12 protein-coding genes are annotated in these 15,804 nt (G+C 30.2%); 7 read left to right on the top strand and 5 right to left on the bottom strand.

The annotated features are described in order from the left end of the window. Window positions 1-194 precede the first annotated feature (194 nt). The 6 genes from L21TH_RS00445 (at window position 195) to tsaA (ending at window position 4,261) form a co-directional block, all read left to right on the top strand. On the top strand, window positions 195-842 hold the full coding sequence (locus L21TH_RS00445; protein ID WP_006305839.1) for a MutH/Sau3AI family endonuclease: 648 nt from the start codon (window positions 195-197) through the stop codon (window positions 840-842). Window positions 843-886: 44 nt separating this feature from the next. Then, window positions 887-1,690, top strand: a complete 804-nt coding sequence (locus L21TH_RS00440; protein WP_006305838.1) for a TRM11 family SAM-dependent methyltransferase — start codon at window positions 887-889, stop codon at window positions 1,688-1,690. 29 nt (window positions 1,691-1,719) lie between these two features. After that, on the top strand, window positions 1,720-2,037 hold the full coding sequence (locus tag L21TH_RS00435) for a nucleoside triphosphate pyrophosphohydrolase (RefSeq protein ID WP_006305837.1): 318 nt from the start codon (window positions 1,720-1,722) through the stop codon (window positions 2,035-2,037). A gap of 13 nt (window positions 2,038-2,050) precedes the next feature. Then, window positions 2,051-2,764: a M48 family metallopeptidase gene (locus L21TH_RS00430; protein ID WP_006305836.1), complete on the top strand. Its 714-nt coding sequence runs from the start codon at window positions 2,051-2,053 to the stop codon at window positions 2,762-2,764. Between the two features lie 69 nt (window positions 2,765-2,833). After that, complete coding sequence (locus tag L21TH_RS00425; RefSeq protein WP_006305835.1) at window positions 2,834-3,736, top strand: aldo/keto reductase; 903 nt, start codon at window positions 2,834-2,836, stop codon at window positions 3,734-3,736. A 36-nt stretch (window positions 3,737-3,772) separates the two neighbouring features. After that, a complete protein-coding gene (tsaA, locus tag L21TH_RS00420; protein WP_006305834.1) occupies window positions 3,773-4,261 on the top strand; it encodes a tRNA (N6-threonylcarbamoyladenosine(37)-N6)-methyltransferase TrmO in 489 nt (162 codons plus the stop codon). Between the two features lie 35 nt (window positions 4,262-4,296). Here the strand turns inward: tsaA and L21TH_RS00415 are convergent, their stop codons facing one another. The 4 genes from L21TH_RS00415 to L21TH_RS00400 form a co-directional block, all read right to left on the bottom strand. Then, on the bottom strand, window positions 4,297-6,027 hold the full coding sequence (locus L21TH_RS00415; protein ID WP_081627878.1) for a flavin monoamine oxidase family protein: 1,731 nt from the start codon (window positions 6,025-6,027) through the stop codon (window positions 4,297-4,299). Window positions 6,028-6,120: 93 nt separating this feature from the next. Beyond that, window positions 6,121-7,170: a flavodoxin family protein gene (locus tag L21TH_RS00410; protein WP_006305832.1), complete on the bottom strand. Its 1,050-nt coding sequence runs from the start codon at window positions 7,168-7,170 to the stop codon at window positions 6,121-6,123. Beyond that, window positions 7,167-8,411: a Rossmann-fold NAD(P)-binding domain-containing protein gene (locus L21TH_RS00405; protein WP_006305829.1), complete on the bottom strand. Its 1,245-nt coding sequence runs from the start codon at window positions 8,409-8,411 to the stop codon at window positions 7,167-7,169. Before L21TH_RS00405 ends, L21TH_RS00410 begins: the two co-directional genes overlap by 4 nt. A 68-nt stretch (window positions 8,412-8,479) precedes the next feature. Next, entirely contained in the window at window positions 8,480-13,369 is a 4,890-nt protein-coding gene (locus L21TH_RS00400) for a nicotinate-nicotinamide nucleotide adenylyltransferase (RefSeq protein WP_006305827.1), read from the bottom strand. 195 nt (window positions 13,370-13,564) lie between these two features. On the opposite strand from L21TH_RS00400, the gene L21TH_RS00395 reads away from it, so the two are divergent. Continuing rightward, complete coding sequence (locus L21TH_RS00395; protein ID WP_006305825.1) at window positions 13,565-15,247, top strand: outer membrane protein assembly factor BamB family protein; 1,683 nt, start codon at window positions 13,565-13,567, stop codon at window positions 15,245-15,247. A 195-nt stretch (window positions 15,248-15,442) separates the two neighbouring features. Here L21TH_RS00395 and L21TH_RS00390 read toward each other — a convergent pair whose 3' ends face one another. Beyond that, complete coding sequence (locus L21TH_RS00390; RefSeq protein ID WP_278244270.1) at window positions 15,443-15,760, bottom strand: spore germination protein; 318 nt, start codon at window positions 15,758-15,760, stop codon at window positions 15,443-15,445. Window positions 15,761-15,804: the final 44 nt, after the last annotated feature.

The raw sequence follows: 15,804 nt of genomic DNA, 5'->3' as shown, positions 1-15,804 counted from the left end.
CCTATATATTATCTTTCCTTTGTTTTATTAAGCTATTCTATGATGTACTTTTCTTTATCTATTCCAGTTAATAAGTTTTCCAAAGGTTAATTTTCAATGACCATATTTAAACAGCATTCACTATAAGTGAACCCTTTTATGTAAAAATATAGGTTAAAATGTAATTAACACCAAAACTCAAGGGGGAATGGGGAATGCTATTAAAAGAAGCAAAGGATAAATTAGAGCCACTGATTTATAAAAGATTTGGTGATATCTTTGATGAAGAGCAATTAGAAGGAATCATAAAGAATAAAGGAAAGAGTGGTCAAATTCTTGAGCTAGCTTTAGGATTAAGAAATAAGCCAAATACACTAGATTTTGAGGATGGAGAGTTAAAAACTAATAAATGTGACAAAGCTGGAAATCCAAAGGAAACTATGTTTATAACTCAAATTAACTCAATTATTGACGATTTAATACAAGAAAAAAACTTTTATAAAACTCATGTATATCAAAAAATAAATAATTTGCTATATGTACCTATCAGCAAAGATGGCTCACCGGAACATTGGATGTTCTTACCATTCGTGCACGTAAATTTAGATAGACCTAAGTATAAAGAGTTAAAAGAACAGTTAGAATCTGATTATTATAGTATATGCAAACAGTTGAAAAATTATATAGAAACAAGTGAAGATGGTTTTATACACACATCTAATGGTAACTACATACAGATAAGAAGTAAAGATTCGAAACCATATCATCCAATTTATTCTGATGTCTATGGTAGATATGTTTCTAATAAGAACCATGCTTTTTATTTTAGAAAGCAATTTATGAGATACATAACTTCATTATAGTAAGCATATGAATAAAAAATAAATTATGGAAGGATAAGTTTATCTTGGATAAAAAATTAGGAAAATATGAAGATAAGAAGTCACATAAGGTTAAAGAGTGGGAGCCTAAAGATTTTAAATTAGAAGCAACAACTGTATGGAGCTTTCCAAACAGAGGGAAGTGGGCTACACATAGTGGAAAATATAGAGGAAATTGGTCACCATATATACCAAGAAATATTATTCTTAGATATTCTAAAAAAGATGATACTGTATTAGATCAGTTTTTAGGTAGTGGTACTACATTAATAGAAACTAAATTGTTACATAGAAACGGAATAGGGGTAGATGTTAATCAAAATGCAATTAATATAGCTAAAGAGAATTTGGAATTTACTAAAAATAAAGAATATGAACCTAAAATAATAAAAGGTGATGCTAGGGATTTAGATTTTATATCTGATGAAAGTATAGATTTAATATGTACTCATCCACCTTATGCTAATATAATAAAATATAGTGATAATATAAAAGAAGATTTATCAAGGTATGATATTAATCAATTTTTAGTTGAAATGAAAAAGGTGGCGAGTGAATGTTATAGAGTACTTAAAAAGGATAAATATTGTGCGATACTTATAGGAGATACAAGAAGGAAAAAACATATGATACCATTGGGTTTTAAAGTAATGGAAGTTTTTTTAGACGCTGGTTTTGTATTAAAGGAAAATATAATAAAAGAACAACATAATTGTAAAGCTACAGGATTTTGGTATAAAAGAAGTATTGAATATAATTTTCTTTTAATTGCACATGAATATCTGTTAGTTTTTAGGAAACCAGTTGATAATGAAGATAAGAAAGTATAGACAGCATTACCAAACAAGGAGGACAAACTATGGAAAAAGTATATAATAAGCTAGTTAGAGATAGAATACCTGAAATAATCGAAAAAAGTGGAAAAGAATATGAAGTAGAAATAATGGAAGATGAAGAATATAAAGAGTTGCTTAATAAAAAGCTCTTAGAAGAAGTAAATGAATATCTTGAATCAGGGGATATTGAGGAAATAGCTGATGTATTAGAAGTGATATATAACATACTTGATTTGAAAAAGGTAAGTAAAGAAGAAATTGAAGAGATTAGAAAGAAAAAGAAGGAAGAAAGGGGTTCCTTTAAAAAGAGAATAAAACTAATTAAGGTCATAGACAAATAAAGGAGCACTTACAATGAAATTATCAATTCAACACAAAAATAGAATAATCTTATTTACAGTAGAATATAGAAAACGAAAAACACTGGAAATACGAATTATTCCACCAGATAAGGTGTTAGTGATTTGCCCTAAAGGTTTATCTAAAGATAAGATTATAGAGTTGGTTAGTAAAAAAGCAAATTGGATAGTTAAAAAGTTAAAAGAATTAGAGAGTATAGAGTACAATTTAGTTGAAAAGAAATATGAAGATGGAGAAGTTGTTAAATATCTAGGCGAGGACTATTATTTACATATCAATATAGTTAAAAATAAAAATAAAGCAGTTATAGAGATAAATAAGGATAAATTAAATATTACGTCACCTATGAAAGATAAAGAGCTAGTAAAAAAAATCTTAAAAGATTGGTATAAAAAACAAGCTAACAAGGTTGTAAAGGAACGGGTAGAATACTATAAGGATATTATAGGGGTTAAGCCTAATAAAGTGAAGGCAAAGGAGCAGAAAAGGATATGGGGAAGCTGTACTTCAAAGGGGAATGTATATTTCAACTGGAGACTTATAATGGCTCCTATACATATTATTGATTATGTTGTGGTACATGAACTATGTCACCTTATTCATATGAACCATTCAAAAGAGTTTTGGAAGCTTGTTGAATCTGTAATTCCAGATTATAAGGAAAGAAAAGAGTGGCTAAAAAAGTATGGTGTAACTTTGAAATTATAGGTTCTAATTTCTTAGAATAGGATGATATAATAAAATGGAGAATGTAACTAACTTAAGGGAGGGAGAACTGTGGAAAAAATAAGATTAAGCGATACATTAAAACTTTCAAGAATTGTACAGGGATTTATGAGATTATCAGATTGGAATATGTCAAAGGAAGAAAGATTAAACTTTATTGAGCAATGTATAGATATGGGTATAACATCCTTTGACCACGCTGATATATATGGAGGCTATATATGTGAAGAGCTTTTCGGAGAAGCTTTAGAATTGAAACCACAGCTTAGAGATAAAATGGAGATTATTACTAAGTGCGGTATTAAAATAATTTCACCTAATAGACCAGAACATAGGGTAAAACATTATGATACAAGTAAAGAGCATATAATAAATTCTGTAAATAATTCATTGAAAAACTTAAGAACTGATTACATAGATTTATTGTTGATTCATAGACCAGACCCATTTATGAATCCTGAGGAAGTTGCAGAAGCATTTAACACATTATATAGGGATGGAAAAGTAAGAAATTTTGGTGTTTCAAATTTTACTCCTTCACAATTTAATATGTTGAGTTCATATTTAGATATGCCACTTGTAACTAATCAGATAGAAATATCTGTTATGCAATATGAAAACTTTAGAAACGGGACAATAGATTTATGCTTAGAAAAGAGAATACCGCCTTTAGCATGGTCGCCTTTAGCTGGAGGAAAAGTTTTTACTTCAGAGGATGAGAAATCAGTTAGGCTTAGAAATGTATTAGAAAAAATTGCAGATGAGTTAAATGTAGATGGTATTGATAAGATTATGTATGCTTGGCTGTTAAACCATCCAGCTAAAATAATACCTATTGTAGGTTCTGGAAAGATAAGTAGGGTAAAAAGAGCTGTTGAGTCATTGGATATTAAATTAGATAGACAACAATGGTTTGAAATATTAGAAGCGTCAAATGGTAGAAGAGTTCCATAAAATTACTATAATTGTTAATGTACAGGAGGCTAAACTATGGAAGAAGCAATTTCTTTTAAACCTATAGGGAAAATACATAGTGACTTTAAGAAGCTAGAAGATATGCCAATTCAACCATCAGGTAACAAGGCTAATAAAGGAAGATTAGAGATAGATGCTAGGTATGTGGAAGGCTTACGTGATTTAGATGGATTTTCACATATTATGGTTATATACTATTTTCACAAATCTGATAAAGTTAAGCTTACTGTTAAACCTTTTTTAGATGATAACACTCATGGAGTTTATGCTACTAGAGCTCCAGTAAGACCTAATCATATTGGTCTATCTATTGTAGAGATAGATAGAATAGAGGATAACAATATTTATGTGAAAAATATTGATGTATTAGATGGAACTCCTATATTAGATATAAAACCTTTTATTCCTAATTTTGATATACCTAAGTCAGATATTAGGGTAGGTTGGTTAGAGGAGAAGTCAGAGGAGGTAGTTACAAAGACTTCAGATGATAGATTTAAGTAGAGTTAAATAAGGCTAAAAGGCAGATAAACTGCTTTTTAGCCTTTTCTAGCTTTACATACCTTTGCTAAATCATTGGCTGCTATCATTCCAGTTTGTATTGCAGCATTTTGCCATCCATGGGAAGCAGATATATGCTCTCCTGCGAAGAACACTCTGTTATTATATTCAGGTAGAGTTACAGCATAGGAAAAGATTCTCTTTTGCTCAGGTCTAAAATAGCAAAAAGCTCCCAATGTCCAAGGGTATTCATTCCAGCTAAATGTAACGTGGTCCTTTATTATCGAGTTAAGATACTCTAAAGATATACCATGTACCTTTGCTACTTGTTCTTTTATGTTTTCAAATCTAATACCTTTATATGCATTAGCAACTCTTGTAGCGTTGAGGGTAAAGTTATAAGATGCTAATAATACTCCTGGTTCATTTGGAGAAAAAGAGTTATTATGTGCATGGTCAGATGGATACCAAATAGATGTTATAGGTAAATCGCTGTAAGAACCTCCACCAATGATTCTTTCATTAGGTCTACCCATTTCCCAAAAACGTTCGCTACATAAAGCAATTGTTTTTTGAGATGGAGAATAATCCAGTTCACGAATTGCTTGCATCTTTCTATTACTAAAATCAGGGATTATTTCTACATTTCTAAGAGTGGAAAAAGGTATAGCACACACTACATAATCAAAGTTTTCATATACATAAGTAGACATTCGTTTATTTTTATATTTTAATGTAACTTTACTGGAATCTTCTGTTTGATACATTCCATCTACCCAAGTTCCGCCTTTCCATGTAACTTTACCTAGAAGCTCATTTGGAATATCAGGATATTCCTTAGGATTAGGGTTAATTAATGAGTTGTAAAAGGATAGAGGTAAATTAACCATTCCTCCTACAATTTCATATAGAAAAGAGAAAACTAAAGGATAGCTTTCGTGGAGCATTTCCATAAAACTATAGTAATAAAAGGAAGCAACAAAGGGTGATATACATGATATAAGGTCTATAGCAGCTTGGCTTAACCCCATTAGTTCTAGTACTTGTCTAATATTGTAGAAGTCCCAATAGTTAATAGGATAACTATATTTTAAAAGCATTTTAAGTATTTCTTTTCGGATTGAAGGGGGCATGCTAAGCAATGGAGTTTCTAAAGCATAGTTTAATAATTCTGGCCAAGGAGTATTTCTTTCCCATAATGTTAAATCGAATTCAGGATATATTTTTTCCATCACGCCTTTACCTTCAGGGTCATTTCTTACTCGGATACCTTTGACATAGATATATGCGTTTTCATTGTACTGTACGAAAGGGCGAGTATTTAAATTAAATAAGTTTATATAATGCCAAGTTGCACCATGAACTACAGGAATACGCATAGCTCCTAATTCGCCATAATATTTTTTCTCTTTATCGAAATAGTATGTATAGACTCTACCACCGATTCGGTTTTCTTCTGCTTCAAATACTGTGATATCAAATCCTAGCTTTCTTAGTTCAAAGGCTGCTGTTAGTCCTGCTTCACCACCACCTATAACTGCTACCTTTACGTTTTTAAATTCTCCGGGAGAAGCAATGGTGGTAATGTCAGGAGGAGCGTCAAGAAGTTCTATGATATTGTTAAAATCTTCAAGTCGATTAGCTCTTGCCAATTCATATTTAATTAAAGCATATCTTTGTTCATCAGTTGGGTTAGGGGGTTGTACTGGGGGTAATCCAGGTTCTGAAGGCACATAGGATGGACCATCACCATTAAACAAGTCTATCATCTCCCTATAACGAAAACAATATAATATATTTAATTATATTAAAGGGAGCTAATATCAATGCAAAAAAATCAGCAAAGCCGATTTTTAGAAAAGTTAAGCTTTAATCTCTCTTTTCATATTTTCAGCAAATTTTTTAGCTTTATCCTCAATTCCCGGAACTTTTAATATAGCATTTCTATCATTAGCTGTAGCCATAATTGAAAAGTAGGGAGGAAGCCTAAAGGTCTTATTCATATTAAGGGCACTTATTAGCTGTTTAGCTAGGGCATCACTTCCAGAGTTACCTGAAACTATTACTCCGAATAATGTCTTATCGTAAAATTTTGTTTTTCTAAATAGAGCAGTAAGACGATTGATTACTGCAGATATATTAGAAGATACAGCATCATTGTAGTTTGGACAAATCCATATAATAGCGTCAGCATCTAATACTGCTGGATATACTTCTTCAACCATAATCCCACCGTAAAAACAGCTAGTACTTTCTCCATAGTGTTTACATGTTTTATAAGGACAGCCTATACAATCTCTAACTGTACCATTTTCAATATGTATCTCATTAATTTTATAACCATCTAAGTTTCTTTTAATCATATCCCATAACATAAGAGTATTAGATGTTTCTCGATTACTTGCGTGAAGTACTAGTAGCTGAGGGTCTTTTAATAGCTTTGGAGCATCTGTGATAAGTCTTTTTCCTAGCTTTTCACAAAGTATGCAACAAACTTCTTCAAGGGGTTTTTTTATAACCTTTTGCATTGTCAATAAATTCCTTAGTGCACCAGTAGCTTCAACTAAAGGTCTACCGGGGAAACTACATCCTAATTGATTTGCTTTAAATACAACTTCTTGAGCTACAGTTTTTGTGAATAATTCAGAATTACTATGTACTAATATTGCTCCTGTAGAACCTTTTAAAGCTTCTTTACCCCTTTTATATAGTGTACTAAAAAGTCTAGAAAGATTTATATTATTACCTGCATCATCAAGCTCTATGGCAAATAATATTCTCTTATTTGTTAAGTATGGAATATTATCGACATTCTTTATTATTTCTGTTTCATAATCACCAACAGCTGCTTTTATCATTCTATCGAGGATATCAGATGGTTCTTCGGGTATAATTACAGAAATTTTTTTCATATTATATCCTCCAATTTCTTATAAGAACTTTTTATTCTATTAAATAGTGAAGTAGGCAAGTTAAGTCTTTCTACTTCAGTTCCAGATGACAATAGTCTATTATTAGCTCCTATATATACTCCACCCATATAAGTAGCACTGTAGTGCCATTTACCTTTTATAGTATTGATTATAGATAATGTACCTGAAGATAAAGCAGGGGCTATATAAGGTTTAAATCCTGTTTTTCTAACTTCTAAATTAGCAGTTCTTGCTTTTTCTGTAAGGTATAAAGATAATTCCTCGTTATAATTTTCAATACTGTCAGCTATAACTAACCCTTCTCCGTGGGGACCAAATGCTCTACCTTCTTTTATGTAGTGATTAGTTTTAGGTGATTTTTTAGCATAATAAGCTGCTCTTGCATTCATAACACCTAAGCCATAACCTCTTATTTGGTCTGCACTTAAACCTTCAAAATCTAGTTTACCCGATTCATTTTTATTACTTTCTAGAAAAACTACTTTACAAAGCAAGTCAACAGGGTCAGTAACTACTGCAAATATTCCCTTGAAGTTGTATTTTCTTGCTAGTTTTGCGTATTCACTAATTATCTCTGAATTACCTTCAAATTGAACCATTCTAACGTCTTTATCTTCATTACCTACAGGAGGCACACCACGGGATGCACAAAATATAAACATATCGCAATCAAATAATTGTTCTTTCGATATAATCTTGACTTCAGGATAAAATTCATTTTCAAAAGGAGCCATAACTTGATTTATTTCATGTTCCCATCTTTTAAGCCTAGCTTCTTTTCTATCATAAATTCCAATTTCACTTATACAGTCACCACCTAAGAGGCGAAGTCCAGTTAAAAGTGTTCCTCCTACGTCACCTAATGCCAGTAGATTGACTTTCCATTTCTGAGGAAGTTTATAATTTAAAGCTTCAGTCCAATTTGGATAATTAGTGTTTATAGACATTACTTTTCTATTGTTAATTTTAGATAGAATCCAATCTTGTACAACGGATGCATTTTTTCCATATTGTAATAAATCTATCCCTTCTTCTTTGATGAAGAGAAGGGAAGGGTCAGAGACACAAAAGCTTCTTCGGGATTTTAGTGGATTAAAGCTATTTAAGTAATAAATAATATCGTCAGTTTTATATGCTTCATTTACATCTATTGTAGTCAATTCAGGATAATATGTACTAGAAAATAATATCTTATTATTTAGTTTATAGTAATAAAACATTAGCTATCACCTCGATGTTTTTAAGTTTAACAGTCTAAGGTAAAGATATACCTTAGACTGCTAAAAGCTTATTTTCTTTTGATAATATTTTCAATTCGTCTTAAATGTTCTAGGTCATTTTTTAGATAATTAGATGGTTTAAGGTTTAAATCATATTCCATATCTCTACCATGGTCTGGACACCTAGGCGAAATGAAAACTTCACCTAAATGTTTAAGTGTCAAGTTTCTTTCGTGTATATTTTGATATTCCTTTTCTAAAGTTGTCAGTATATCTATTGAGTTCTTTATGCAAGTTTCTGATAGATGGTATAAAGCATCAGTAGATGTACCCCTTATAAACTTAGGTGATGTATATGGTAAAACAAAGTTGATTGAAGGTAGTAGGTTACGTTGAGGATAAGTGCCTCTCCATACAGTATCACCACCGATAAATGGATACATAGAGTTTTCATTAAACCATACCTTTAAGTTAGGAATAAAATAGGCACTATCTACTTCTCGATTTTGAATATCCATAAGCTCTTTACCTCTACCTGACAAAATACCTACTATTATCTTTTTAACCTCGATATTTTCTTGTTTTAATAACGGGTCTATAGCTTTTATTCTATATCCTTTGTTTAATAAATCATCTACTAGAATTATAGAGCGATTGAATGACCTAAGCATTCTTATTTGATTTTCTAGAGTCATGTAGTAAGGATATGGCCCTATATTAAAGCTTTTTATATCTGGACTAAACATTTTTTCAGTATGCATAGATTTAGTAACTGTATTTGGTACAGTTTGCCCTTTTAGTATAGAACCAAATGGTACGCACATATATGGACCTAATTTTCTAGGTTTTAATTGATATGGTGGCATACCATTAGTTTTACATATTTTATTTACCAGTGTTTGATATAAGATATTTCTATCAAAGGACAATATTAATTGCCCGGGATATAGTTTTGTAAGTGCTTTTTGTAGTCGTTTTCTTGAGCGAATAATAGATTTTTTAACATTTAAATTACTTTTAAAAGGCTCCTTGATTATAGTTTCGATGTCTAGGTTTAATGTACAAGGATTACTCATATCTACTACATAAACAGGATTAGTATTAGCGTCATAAGGTAACTTAATAAAGCCTTGAAGCTCTAATATTTCATAAAGGAATTTTGATGAATAGCTGTTAATTTTGTTTTTAAATATAGCATAAGTGTAGTCTTTTGCAATACAAAAAGATAATGTCTCAGTAAGAATTATTTGCTCTAAATTTTCAAAAGCTGATTTTGGATTTATATATATACCGTCTAATACAACTATTCTTCCTATTGCATTTTCCCTTATATACTCTGATATATTGTTATTTTTAAATTCGTTGAATAGCATACTTGAGCGTATCCAATGAAAAGCAGAAAAACCTAGAATATGACCATTATCAATATCTCTTAGTATTGTAAATCTTGCACTTAGTTTTTTCTTTATATCCCTCAAGGTATTAAATATACTTTTACTTCCATTAAATATAGTTGTTACGATTTCTTCTAATACAATATCATCTATGTCATCTAATATCTCAATATTTACAGGATTTGTTTGCAATAAAGTCTTATATTGAGGCTCTCTTCTATATAGACCGTATTCATAGATATATTTTTGAGCTAGCGGGTCTATAAGTTTTGATATATCTCTATTTTCATCGATATAGTTTCTTATTTGTGTTGAGCTTATATCTTCATACTGTGGAGGTAATGAAAGTTTTATTATTTTTTTATTAATGTTTTTAAGTGCACTTTCCAATCTTTTATCATCATCTTCAGAAGAGAAAGAACTTCTTCTAGTGAAGATGATATGGGGAAAGTTGTGTATAGAATACTCTTGCGATTCAATTCTATATGCTGATGCATTTAGTACAACGTCACTTCCAACTACTATATATACCTCTGAGTTTTTAAAACTACTTTTTAGTTTCTTTAAGTTAGTTGGATTAGCTATGTTTACAGGTAAATCATCTGGGAATAAATATATGTTTAATTCATCTGAAATTGACATATTAATTATATTTCGTCTTAAAATATGGGGTTGAGTTTTCTTTGACCATGAGAATTCATCTACTGCTAAATATACTTCAAATCCCAAGTCCCTTATTTCTTTAGCTATTTCTTTATGACTTAATGAAAATGGGTCAAAAGTACCTGGGAAAAATGCTATCCTTTTATTTTCATTAAAAACTATATTTCCATTAAAGAAAACATAATCAGATATAAACCTGTATATATGATTTAAAGATGCCGAGTTATTTAAGAATACTAGTTCATTTTCTTCTTTTTTAGTAAGCAAGGTAAGTATTTTTTTTGCTATGAGCTTAAATATCTTATTTTTTTGCTCTAAATTCAATTCTTTTGAGCCAAATATTCCTTTACCTATAACCATGAAAGCTTCTTGTTTAATTTGGTCATCATAGTTAGCTAATCCGTTTAATAAAATACCTAGCATTCTAGATAATCGATTATTATATATTTCTTCGTTTTCAGCAAAGAAATTTGTATACTTTGGATAATTTTCAATGGCTATACCTATTGTTCTAAGAAGTAAAATTATTATTTGCTTATTGGCTTGCTTAGTTTTTTCGCTAAAGTCGTCAATTAGCTCATCGAGTTCAATAGGATGTAAGAATAACATAATTTGACCTAAATATTTTGGTATATATTGAGTAAACTGATAGCCTTCTATTTCTAGACCACGCAATAATTCTACAGTTACATCATTTCTTTGGTCTAAAGATAAAAATGGGAATATTTTTAGTAAAGCCTCACCGGCATGGTTTCTAACATTTTCAATAGCACTAACCTTTATTAGATTACAAAAATGCATTGCTGCATGTAAGCCCTTGTTTTTAGGGTCTTCTATAACTTGTTCTAATAAAAGCTCTATATGAATTTTTTTACTAATCCATGTGGTAGCACTTTTAAGATTTTTAAGGAATATATCAGCCATCTTTTTATTGTCCTCTTTATAAAAGTTTTCATATTTAATTAAGATATCCTTACTTAATGATAATTTTCTAGCTATTTTAAATTTCAAGAAGTTTTCTGCTACTACATCAGAAGATTCAATATCTTTATTTAGATATTCCTTTAACTGGTTTATAAATTTACAGTCTTTATCAATACGGAAAAGTAGATAATATATTCTGTCTAAGGCTGATAATCTTATTTCTGTATTTTTGCTTTCAAGCATTTTAAATATAAAGTTATATAGTTTATCCATTGATTCTTCATTAAAGCTAGTAAAAGGAATATATCTTACTGCTTGAAGTAAATAAAATTTAGTCTTATCGTCCCCATCAATACCTTTTTCATAATATTTAAGTAATACATTTCTATATTGTTTTCTTTGTTGTGGTTCACAATTAGAGAATAAAGAATATATCATTATTCTAAGGCTGTAACCTATCCATTCTCTATGAATGTCTATAATTTTGTGGTCAGGATATAGGAAAAGTTGTATATATTTATTTAATAGCTCACAGCTAGTTATTTCAGGTGGTTCAAGGGTTACATCCTCTGGAACTTCTTTTCTATATTCTTCATCAAAAATAGCTATTAAAGTTCCTATAAGTTCAGCTGCTTGTTTTCTTATATCTTCCTCTGGGTGGATAAGTAGCTCATAAAGGAAATTTAGAGTTATTAGCTTTTGTTTTTGAGTTAAGTAAGTAGAGTATTCCTCAAAAATATTTAAATAACCTCTAAGTTTTTTCCAATCACTTTCACTACGTGCAAGCTCTAGTATACTACTTAGAGAAGACTCACTTCTAAGCTTGTGCATAAGATGAATATTGTGTTCAACTGATAGATATTTAATATTTTCAATTACTTCTTGTGCTTGCATAAGAGCATAGTGTTGTTTAGGTTGTTCAACATAGTGTTTTCTTTCAAAGGTAACATCTATACCTAAATTAATCATATAATTTTCAAAGTCCTTTAGTTTAGCATATACTCTTCTGTATCTTTTCTCTTTTGCTTCATCAACATTGTCTAATTTATTTAGCACTATATCAAAGGCTTCTTTTAGCGTGAAAATATGCATTTGTCTATTACCAGTTTCAGTTCTACGATTTTTAACTCTAAAGTCACAGTATATTAAAATTAAAGACTCTAAAGGAAGGTTTTCAAGCTCTAAGTCCCAAGTAGAGTGATTTACTGCAATGTGTCCAATGTATGGTATGTTGTGTTTTTTAAACCAAACATCAGTATAGTAATAGTGCAGATAAGGTACTCTTTTTAGTTCTGGGCCCTTACACCCGTATTTACCTATATCGTGTCCAGCTGCTGCTCCTGAAACTCTACCTAAATCTACAGGGAGTCCAGCTTGATATAACTGCCTACCTATATGCATTGCTAGATAATGTACACCACTTATATGGTCAATAGTATTATGCTTGGTGATTTCTTTACTAAGCTTCATCATTTCATATACATAGTCGTCATAAAATGCTTTTTTGAATTTTCTATATTCTGTTGGATTTTTAAGGCTTTTTTCTTCTTTTTTGCTTAAAAACTCTAAAGGAAAAGCCCCTTCTTTATTTTCTAGAATATAATTATTTTCAAATTCAGAGAAAGCTCTTAAAATTTGTAAGTAAAATAAAGTAGCTGTTTCTAGTTTTTTATTTAGTTCTATTGTTACTGCATGGGTAAAAGACTTATGAAGTGTGTATTGGAAAATGTAATTAAGCCAATCTTTCGGTGGTGAATCATTATTTAGTTCATTTATCATATCTTTACATAATTCTAATATACTTTTACAGCTGTAATCATTGTTTTGTACTAGGTTATCTAGTTTTAATCTAAATTCATTACTATTGACAAAGGTTTTTATTTTTTTCTTTGTTACAGATGTATTTTCTAAAAATTTTGAGTCTAATAAATAAGTAAGTATTTTATTATATATCTTTGTTGAAAATTGCTTTTTCATTTAATACCTCCTTATGTTATACAAACGAGGAATACCTTTTCTCTAATTGTAACACTTGGTATAACTTGAGTAAAGATTTCTTTAAAGTATGTTTTAAATAAATAAGACATAATATACATTTAACTAACATTTTTTTGACTCTTGTCTCATATATTTAGTTGACACATATTATTTTAATGAGGTGTTGACTTATATATGAGAGGATTAAAAGTTAGAATTTTTCATGTTACTGTAGCTACTTATTTAACATTTGCAGTGTTAACAGGGATTAGGATACCAGTGAGAAATATTAATGATAATATACATTATGCAAATATCGATTATCCTGTAAACGAAATAATGAAAATTAAGTTAACAAAATACAAGGATATTGCTGATTCAGTTAAAACAACAAAAGAACTTAAGATTAACTATAATCAAATAGACAAAGAAACTTTAAATAAAATTGAATACAGTACATTAAAATATGAAGAGTTTCCAACTGATGAAAAGATTGAGTTTAAAATACCTAAAGAATATTCTAAAGTGAAGGGAGTTACATGCTTTAGGGGGAACAACTATAGAAATACAGCTTCCTATGGAACTGCTGATATTAAAGAGAAAAGGTTAGAAATAGTATGGGATATTGGTATAGGTAGCATAGATAGGTGGACTGGAGTGGGTTGGAATGGTCAGCCAGCTATTATTCAGTGGCCTAAAGAACATGTTAATAGGATGAATATTAAGTCTAGTAAGAAAAATAATAGAAACTTAAAAGAGGTAATATATGGAGCACTTGATGGTAAAGTATATTTTATAGATTTAGAGGATGGTACTTATACAAGAAATCCTATACAAATACCCGGACCTATAAAGGGGAGCGTTACAGTAGACACTAGAGGAATCCCACTTTTATATGTAGGACAGGGGATAAATAAGGTAAATGGTAGATGGGTAAAAACAGGATATAGGATATTTAATCTTATAGACCAAACAAAGCTTTTCTTTATAAACGGGATTGATACTTTTGCATACAGAGGATGGCCTGCTTTTGACTCTACAGCATTAATCGATAAGGATACGGACACGTTACTCATATGTGGTGAAAATGGTTTATTCTATAGAGTGAAGCTTAATACCCAATATGATGAAAATATATTAAGTATAGAGCCAGAAATTATGAAGTATAGGTATAGGATAGCAGGGAATAGGTATCAGGGTATAGAAAATTCAGTAGCAGTATATAAGAATTTAGCTTTCTTTGCCGATAATGGAGGATGGCTTCAATGCTTGGATATAAATACATTTGAGCCTATATGGATAAGAAAGGTGACAGATGATACAGATAGCACTATAGTCTTAGAAGAGGAACAGGATATAGTAGCTTTATATACAGCATGTGAAGTAGATAAGCAGGGAAGTATTGGGTACAGTTATGTTAGAAAGATTGATGCTTTATCTGGAAAACTGATATGGGAAAAGAAATATAAGTGTCATTCTATAATAGGGAACCATCCTAATAATGGAGGTGTATTAGCTACACCAGTGGTTGGTAAAGGGAATATAAAGGATATTATAGTGTTTAATATAGCGAGATATGGAGGATTGAATAATGGAGTATTAGTTGCATTAAATAAAGATAGTGGAGAGGAAGTATGGAGAATCAATTTAAAAAACTATTCGTGGAGCTCTCCAGTTGCAATTTATACAGATAAAGGAGAAGGATATATAGTCTTTTGTGATTCAGCAGGATATATGTATTTGATTAATGGTAAAGAAGGGGAAATATTACATAAAATCGATTTAGGAGCTAATGTTGAAGGTTCACCTGCAGTTTTTGAAAATATGATTGTAGTAGGTACAAGGGGACAGAAAATATATGGAATAAGGATAAACTAAAAAGGTAGCTGTGCTACCTTTTTACACCTAATATTCAAAAGTAATCTTGTTCTTTAATATAAATAACAGAAAGGAACTATAAAGCTACTTACAACTAACAACTAATTACTAACAAATAAATTGAATAAGTGAATTTGTTATTAATATGAGTAACAATACTAAGAGCTAAGAACTAGGAGCAGAGAGTTGATAACTTTACTGTCTACGTTTATCTTTAGGTCTTAAAAATCTAGGTCTCATTTTATCTAGGTTAATATCACTTAGGAAGAAATTTTTTAAGTCTCTTAGATTAATAGGAGCTATTGGTGCACTATATGCAACACCAAAGCTATATAGAGAAAGTATGTTTATTGTAATAAACGTAAGTCCCATAACAAAACCGAATAAACCAAAAGTTCCAGTAATGAAAAGCAATAGGAATTTAAAAATACGAATAGGGTTTATAAGGGTATAATCAGGTGCTGCAAAAGATGACATAGTAGATAATGCTATGATGATTATAGATAGTTGCAAAATACAAAATTAAACTTATCCACAGAAAATTAGTAAAAAAAATA

It is taken from the genome of Caldisalinibacter kiritimatiensis (assembly GCF_000387765.1).
GTDB lineage: Bacteria > Bacillota > Clostridia > Tissierellales > Caldisalinibacteraceae > Caldisalinibacter > Caldisalinibacter kiritimatiensis.
This window is presented reverse-complemented; position numbering and strand designations above follow the sequence as displayed.

What these genes read in the sequence shown, in the direction of transcription:
- L21TH_RS00405 (WP_006305829.1), bottom strand. Translation starts at nt 8,411, where the DNA reads ATGTTTTATTACTATAAACTAAATAATAAGATATTATTTTCTAGTACA.
- tsaA (WP_006305834.1), top strand. Translation starts at nt 3,773, where the DNA reads ATGGAAGAAGCAATTTCTTTTAAACCTATAGGGAAAATACATAGTGAC.
- L21TH_RS00395 (WP_006305825.1), top strand. Translation starts at nt 13,565, where the DNA reads ATGAGAGGATTAAAAGTTAGAATTTTTCATGTTACTGTAGCTACTTAT.
- L21TH_RS00445 (WP_006305839.1), top strand. Translation starts at nt 195, where the DNA reads ATGCTATTAAAAGAAGCAAAGGATAAATTAGAGCCACTGATTTATAAA.
- L21TH_RS00430 (WP_006305836.1), top strand. Translation starts at nt 2,051, where the DNA reads ATGAAATTATCAATTCAACACAAAAATAGAATAATCTTATTTACAGTA.
- L21TH_RS00400 (WP_006305827.1), bottom strand. Translation starts at nt 13,369, where the DNA reads ATGAAAAAGCAATTTTCAACAAAGATATATAATAAAATACTTACTTAT.
- L21TH_RS00435 (WP_006305837.1), top strand. Translation starts at nt 1,720, where the DNA reads ATGGAAAAAGTATATAATAAGCTAGTTAGAGATAGAATACCTGAAATA.
- L21TH_RS00415 (WP_081627878.1), bottom strand. Translation starts at nt 6,027, where the DNA reads ATGATAGACTTGTTTAATGGTGATGGTCCATCCTATGTGCCTTCAGAA.
- L21TH_RS00410 (WP_006305832.1), bottom strand. Translation starts at nt 7,170, where the DNA reads ATGAAAAAAATTTCTGTAATTATACCCGAAGAACCATCTGATATCCTC.